Raw genomic sequence first — 6795 nt, forward strand, 5'->3', positions numbered from 1 at the left:
AAAGAAAATTATAAGGAGTGACTATATTATGGAAAGAAGAGTTGGAACTGTTTCAAGAGGAATTCGCTGTCCCATTATACGCGAGGGAGATAACCTGGCAGATATTATCGTAGACAGCGTACTTTTAGCTGCCGAGAGTGAAGGGTTCGAGATCCGTGACAGAGATGTTATAGCAGCCACCGAATCCATAGTGGCCAGAGCACAGGGAAATTATGCATCCGTTGATAACATAGCAGAGGATGTAAAAAATAAGCTTGGCGGGGAGACTATCGGAATTATTCTGCCTATTCTGTCAAGGAATCGTTTCTCTATCTGCTTGAAGGGAATGGCAAGGGGCGCCAAAAAAGTTGTGCTGATGCTGAGTTACCCGTCAGACGAAGTGGGGAACGAGTTGGTATCCCAGGATAAGCTGGATGCGGCCGGCGTGAATCCTTACAGTGATGTCCTGGATCTGGAGCGCTACAGGGAGCTGTTCGGTGAGAACAAACACCGTTTCACGGGCGTGGATTACGTGCAGTATTACAGCGATTTAATCAGAAATGAAGGCGCAGAAGTGGAGGTCATCTTCGCCAACCATCCGCAGGAGATTCTTAAGTATACCAAAAAGGTAATTAACTGTGATATACATAGCCGTGAGAGAACAAAAAGGCTGCTCAAAGAAAACGGTGCGGAGATTGTCTGCGGCATGGACGATCTGCTGAACTCTCCGGTGAACGGAAGCGGCTGCAATGAAAAATACGGACTTCTCGGATCTAATAAATCCACCGAGGAATCTGTCAAGTTATTCCCGCGGACAAAGGAATGCGGTGAGCTGATTCTGGAAATCCAAAAGTGTATTCTTGATAAGACAGGGAAACATGTGGAAGTGATGGTATACGGCGACGGAGCATTCAAAGATCCTGTCGGAAAGATCTGGGAACTTGCAGACCCATGCGTGTCCGTTGCGAATACCCCGGGGCTGGAAGGTACGCCGAATGAGGTGAAGTTAAAATACCTGGCGGATAATGATTTCAGAGATTTATCCGGACAGGAATTAAAAGAGGCCATCTCTCAGCGCATCAAAGAGAAAAAAGACGATCTGGTGGGAGATATGGCGGCACAGGGGACAACCCCAAGAAGGCTTACAGATCTGATTGGCTCACTTTGTGACCTGACGAGCGGTTCTGGTGATAAGGGAACTCCGGTTATCCTTGTGCAGGGATATTTTGATAATTATGTGTCTTAATGTACTGATCCGGTCATAGCAGGGAGGTTTAGATGCAGAAATACAGAAGACCTTACCCCCAGTTTTCTCTTTGCGGATTAAACTGCGGGCTGTGCCCCATGTATCATATTAGTGAGGAATCACACTGCACTGGATGCGGTGGAGAAGGCAGGCCCACGTGTGAGATCATCCGCTGCAGCATGGAACATGAGAATGTAGAATACTGCAGCCAGTGCAGTGCATATCCCTGTGACAGATATCTGGAGGAGGAATTTGATTCTTTTGTGCCAAAACGCAGCAGAGAAGATTTTGCATGTGCTAAAGAGCGGGGAATACACTATTATAGATCTGTGCTTGATGAAAAAATAGAAATTTTACGGTTTTTATTAAAAAATTACAATGACGGACGGAGGAAGAGCTTTTTCTGTACGGCAGTCAATCTTCTGGAACTGGATGATATTAAAGCAGTACTGGAACAGATATCGGGAGCCGTGAATGAAGATAACACGTTAAAGGAAAATGCGGCGATTGCAGTACAACTGTTTAAGAACATGGCTGACCGGAGGGAGATATCTCTGAAGCTTAGGAAAAAGCCGGGAAAATAATTCAAAGCACGTACCGGCAGACAGCAGCTGAATCTGCAGTGTAATAAGGAGGATAACAGTATGGAAGGAATGAAGGTTACAAAAGTATGTACAGCACGAGATAAAGTAGAGGCAGAAATGATCCTGGACATCTTGGGCCAGCATAATATCCAGGCGTACAGGCAGGGAATTGCCAGCGGAGGCCTCATGGATATCTATACGGGAAACTCCATCTTCGGCGAGGATATTTTTGCAGATGAGAGCGATGTGGAAGCGGCCAGAGAACTGATCTGGAATATCATTGAAGGGGCAGATGAAGAGTGAATAATCTGCCATTTAAACGACATATGTGGAACAAAGGAAAATACAATAAAAATGAGGCGGAAATTTGATTTCCGCCTCATTTTCTACCCTTATATTACCACAAAACGCGTATTTTTTCAAGTCTTGTAAAGTCTGCGGCGCGGCCTTATAATGAAAAATCAATTGGGAAAGGGGCGGTGTCATGGAAACGAATATTTTAGAACTTCTGGAACTGACAAAGAGGAAAGAGGAACTGGCATTATTGTCCGCAATGAATCAGAAGACGGAGCGCTTCGGACTCGTGCTCAGGGAGGCGGATATCAAAGAGCTGGCAGAATGCAGGGATCAGAGCCTGAAAAAGTATGGCAGGGTGGAATTCGGGAGGGGAATATTGGATCAACTGATTTATGTATTCTGTGATTCACAGTATATCAGCCAGCATAATTATCTGTCCAGCCTGGAACGGCTGCAGGATGTTTTTTATGAATTCAAAAATGCTGCGCTGGATCAGATGACAGATGATGAGGTTCTGACCTTTATGAGAGAACAGTTTGAGACAGTCTGTGCAGGAGATCTGGACTATCTGGAGGAAACATGTCTGGAAGTCTTTACTGCGGCAGTCCGTGCAGGCTACCGTGGATATACGGCTAGTGGCGGAAACGGAGAGTATGAACAGTTCGATGAGGTGACCCGCTGGGACAAAGAATTGTATCTGCAGGCGCTTAGGGAACTGTGCTGGGAGTAAAGGGGAAAGCGGTGGAAGGAGGTTCACGGATGCACAATGAGATTGAAGAATTACTGCCCGTTGTGGCAAAACTGGCCGAACGCTATACATCAAAGGAAAGTTCTTCTGTTTCCTATAAAACGGCGGAACAGCTTATGGGAGCAGTCGTTTATTGTATCAATGAAGTGGCGGGAGAGCCTGCAGAATATATGCTTCAGGGGCAGCGGGCAGGGGCTGCGTCCACCTATGAGGCCGGGTACCGGATTGTACTGGAGAAGACAGGCCGCGCCAAAGAGATATATCACCATATTATTGAAGGCTTTGACGACTATGGATGCAAAAATTACAGAGAGACGATTGTAAGCGGTATGCCCGCGTTTTTTACCTGGTATGATCCGGTATTTCAACCCCAGGACCATATTCTGACATTGGACTATCCGGTTTTTCAAATGGAGTGCGGGAAAAAGGGGGTGGATTTAATCCTGGCTTATCTAAGTCAGATTGAGTACGAGCAGCGTTTTCTCCGAAGTTTTCACAGGCCAGGCATCGTAAATCTGTTGGAATCCACCTGCCCGGATTACGAAGAGCTGTACTTGGATAATATATGCCTTCCCGTACTGTTTCGTGCGCTGGCCTGCATGATCACAGAAAGGCCTCTTTTTGACCTGGAACTGGACGGGGAGGGGCAGAGTGAAACGGAGGGTTACTTTCAGGATATGCCGGCGGAGACTATAGAGAGACAGGTCTCATATCTGCTGGATCTGTTGGAAAAGGCTGTTATGAAAGAATTATACGCAGGCAGGTTCCGGTACTGCGCCCGGGAACTGTCCGTTAGAATCAAGAACCATGCCCGGTTTTGATTGGGACAGGGGGGTATGGTACCGGATATTCGAGCAGATCCAGAATGGAACAGCGGATAATGTAATGGTAGGCCTCATTGAGCTGTTCAGAAGTGTACTCGGTATCATGCAGGATCCAGTACCTCAAGGAATCAGTCAGGCCAAAAGCATAGAATCTCGCAACGGCATCTTTAGAAAGAGCGGCCAGCTTGTCGGGAGATTTCAGCGGATATCTGTTCAGTAAGTCCAGAAATATAGTAAATACGTATTGATACATCAGTTCCTCAAAGGAATTGGGGCCTTGTATAGCGTACAGCTTTTTATAAAAGGCCCTTTCCTTTTCGAGGCAGCTGCATAGAAGCCGGAACATATCTTCTTCCATATTATTCTCGATCAGCACCTGTATATTTTCTTTTATATTCTTTTCAAAAATCCACTCAAGCAGTTCGTATTTATCCTGAAAATGTTTATAAAATGTCGGGCGGATGACCCCCGCGCCGTCTGTTATCATTTTAATTGTGATCTTTTCAAAAGGCACCTGCATGATGAGTTCTTTGAATGATGAGGTCAGTAAATCCTTTGTTAATTCCTTTTTATCTTCCATAAAACTCCACTCCTTTACTGATATTATAACATATTCACCGTTAGAAAATGAAGCGGCGGGCTACAAATTAGAAAATATGTAGCTTATAAGGAACATTTCCGAAAAATTGTTCTAATAAAAATACATTAAGTGAAGTCTGCATCTTATGAAATTTCAGAACCATTGATAAAATAAAGGTAAGCAGACGAAAGGGAAGGAGAGGAGGATATTGGTACTTTTTGAAATCCTGATGATTTCAATCGGATTATCCCTGGATGTATTTGCATATGCACTTTACAAAGGCGCGATGATGCCTGAGATTCGTAAATCTGCATTAGTTAAAATAAGCTGTGTTTTTACCGTATGGCAGATGGCGAGCCTTCTGCTTGGAAATATGATCACGAATATTCCGCTTCTGAAAGCATCGGCAGAGAAGGCCGCAGCCCACTGGAAATACATTCCAGTTCTTATCTTTGCGTGCCTTGGCATGTATATGATCCTTAAGGGCAAAAGACATCAGACGATCATCGAACACAAGGAGGAAGGCGTAGAGCTGAAACAGGTTTCGGTGTGGGCATGTATAACGAGCGTTGATGCATTTCTGGCAGGAATAGGATTTGGGCTTTTCAGAACAAACCTGACGGATACAGTCTTCATCATCGGAATTGTGACAGCCGCCAGTGTGATTCTCGGTATTTATGCAGGATATTGGATGGGGTGCCAGTCGAAAAACAAAATAGTGGCCCTGGGCGGATGCATTCTGTTAATTGGTGGAATTGAATTGCTGATAAGGGGAATAAAATGAAGAAATGATAAGTGACAAACGAGAAAAAAAGGAGGAAATGGGAAATGGGAAAATTGAGACATCAGGCAGAGCGGGCGGCATTTGGCAAGGTGATTGATTCCGCAATGAAGCACATCAATAAAGACAGAGAGAAAAGTTTTCTGAAAATGGTTGATCTGACGGAAAGCTTTGCAAAAGACCGGTTCCTACCGGAAAGTTATGATGCTGCAAGGAGAATCATCCGGGACAAGGATGGAAAATGGATGACTTACGTGAACCGGATTTTAGATGAAGTGAGCCCGAATGTCATCCGAACAACGGCCATGAACCTGGGATTCGAAGCCATGCTGAGCGGAACGAAAATCATGCATGAAAGCAGGGAAAAATATCAGTGCAACATTCCATGGCTGCTCCTGCTGGATCCAACCAGCGCCTGCAATCTGAAATGTACAGGCTGCTGGGCAGCAGAATATGGGCACACGCTGTCCTTGACTTACGAGGATTTGGACAGTATCATTACCCAGGGAAAAGAACTCGGAATCTATTTTTATATGTATACCGGCGGGGAACCTCTTGTGAGGAAGGCAGATATCATCAGGCTCTGCGAAAAACATAATGACTGTGCATTTCATGCATTTACAAATGGCACACTTGTGGACGAGGCGTTTTGCGAAGAGATGGACCGGGTCGGGAATCTGTCCCTGTCAATCAGCCTGGAAGGCTATGAGGAGGTAAATGATGGCCGCAGAGGCAGCGGTGTATTTAACCAGGTTATGGAAGCAATGGATAAACTAAAGGCGCACGGCCAGATATTCGGAACCTCGATCTGCTATACAAGGGCAAACATTGAGACCGTAACATCCGATGAATTTCTGGACATGATTATTGAAAAGGGGTGCCGGTACGCATGGTATTTTCATTATATGCCGGTTGGTAATGACGCGGCAGTGGAGTTTTTGCCGACAAAGGAACAGCGGGAGTACATATATCACAGAATCCGTGAAATCAGGGCCGTAGAGGGAGGAAAGCCGATCTTTGCATTCGACTTCCAAAATGACGGCGAATACGTAGGGGGATGCATCGCAGGAGGTCGGAATTACTGCCATATTAATCCAAACGGAGATGTGGAGCCATGCGTATTTATCCATTATTCCAGCGCAAACATCAAAGAGGCGAGCCTCTTAGAAGCGCTTCAACAGCCGCTTTTCATGGCATACAGAGAGGGGCAGCCATTCAACGAAAACCATCTCCGCCCATGCCCGATGCTTGAAAACCCGGAGAAACTGTTGGAAATGGTGAATAAAACCGGTGCCAGATCCACTGACATGCAGTCCCCGGAGACGGTAGAGCATCTCTGCAGAAAATGTGAGATGTACGCGAAGGAGTGGAAAGAAAAAGCGGATGAGCTGTGGGAGAAATAAGGTGGATATTATTGAAGCAGGAAAATAAAAAGAAAGAGCAGACACGTTCTTCATCGAAACGCATCGGAAAGCTGCTTTTCCTGGCCGCATTCCTGGCCCTGAAGGATTCCTGGGGGAGTATATGGAACGAGTTGAAAACAACATCTTTTAAGGTGGTAACAGGGGTACTGATCACAGCCTGCGTCTGTGCCCCGCTGCACCGCCTAATATTCCAACTTGCAGAAAAGGTCATCCGCAAAGAAAAACAAAAAGAAGATCTGTCCAAATGGCAGAAAAGGAAGTGTGAAACTTTTTCTGTAAAATAACTTCAAAAGGTTCTTCTATGATAAAATAATAATCATAGGAGGGCCTTT

Annotated in this window: 9 protein-coding genes; 8 read left to right on the forward strand and 1 reads right to left on the reverse strand. The window is 45.4% G+C overall.

Features of this window, described 5'->3' with window-relative positions:
* Positions 1-28: 28 nt before the first annotated feature.
* From GKG43_RS15240 to GKG43_RS15260, 5 genes are all read left to right on the forward strand, one after another.
* Complete coding sequence (locus tag GKG43_RS15240) at positions 29-1225, forward strand: coenzyme F420-0:L-glutamate ligase (protein WP_129879309.1); 1197 nt, start codon at positions 29-31, stop codon at positions 1223-1225.
* 32 nt (positions 1226-1257) lie between these two features.
* Entirely contained in the window at positions 1258-1809 is a 552-nt protein-coding gene (locus tag GKG43_RS15245) for a DUF3795 domain-containing protein (protein ID WP_025657171.1), read from the forward strand.
* Positions 1810-1869: 60 nt separating this feature from the next.
* The gene (locus tag GKG43_RS15250; protein ID WP_025657172.1) at positions 1870-2112 is read left to right on the forward strand and encodes a DUF2007 domain-containing protein; all 243 of its coding nucleotides are present in this window, start codon (positions 1870-1872) and stop codon (positions 2110-2112) included.
* Between the two features lie 181 nt (positions 2113-2293).
* Positions 2294-2836, forward strand: coding sequence for a DUF6323 family protein (locus GKG43_RS15255; protein ID WP_129879310.1), 543 nt, complete (start codon positions 2294-2296; stop codon positions 2834-2836).
* 29 nt (positions 2837-2865) lie between these two features.
* Positions 2866-3675: a DUF6179 domain-containing protein gene (locus tag GKG43_RS15260; RefSeq protein ID WP_129879311.1), complete on the forward strand. Its 810-nt coding sequence runs from the start codon at positions 2866-2868 to the stop codon at positions 3673-3675.
* Here the strand turns inward: GKG43_RS15260 and GKG43_RS15265 are convergent.
* Positions 3653-4258 (reverse strand): TetR/AcrR family transcriptional regulator C-terminal domain-containing protein, encoded by a 606-nt coding sequence (locus GKG43_RS15265; RefSeq protein WP_129879312.1) that lies wholly within the window; start codon positions 4256-4258, stop codon positions 3653-3655. The two genes, GKG43_RS15260 and GKG43_RS15265, sit on opposite strands and share 23 nt — an antisense overlap.
* A 208-nt stretch (positions 4259-4466) precedes the next feature.
* On the opposite strand from GKG43_RS15265, the gene GKG43_RS15270 reads away from it, so the two are divergent.
* Genes GKG43_RS15270 through GKG43_RS15280 form a run of 3 tightly spaced genes read left to right on the forward strand, consistent with a single transcriptional unit; the run spans position 4467 to position 6747 of the window.
* On the forward strand, positions 4467-5042 hold the full coding sequence (locus GKG43_RS15270; RefSeq protein ID WP_129879313.1) for a manganese efflux pump: 576 nt from the start codon (positions 4467-4469) through the stop codon (positions 5040-5042).
* Positions 5043-5086: 44 nt separating this feature from the next.
* Positions 5087-6442 carry a radical SAM protein gene (locus GKG43_RS15275; RefSeq protein WP_129879314.1) on the forward strand — a complete coding sequence of 452 codons (1356 nt, stop codon included), beginning with the start codon at positions 5087-5089 and terminating at the stop codon, positions 6440-6442.
* An 11-nt stretch (positions 6443-6453) separates the two neighbouring features.
* Entirely contained in the window at positions 6454-6747 is a 294-nt protein-coding gene (locus GKG43_RS15280; protein WP_129879315.1) for a hypothetical protein, read from the forward strand.
* Positions 6748-6795: the final 48 nt, after the last annotated feature.

It is taken from the genome of Eubacterium sp. BIOML-A2, assembly GCF_009680135.1.
Taxonomy (GTDB): domain Bacteria; phylum Bacillota; class Clostridia; order Lachnospirales; family Lachnospiraceae; genus Faecalicatena; species Faecalicatena contortus_B.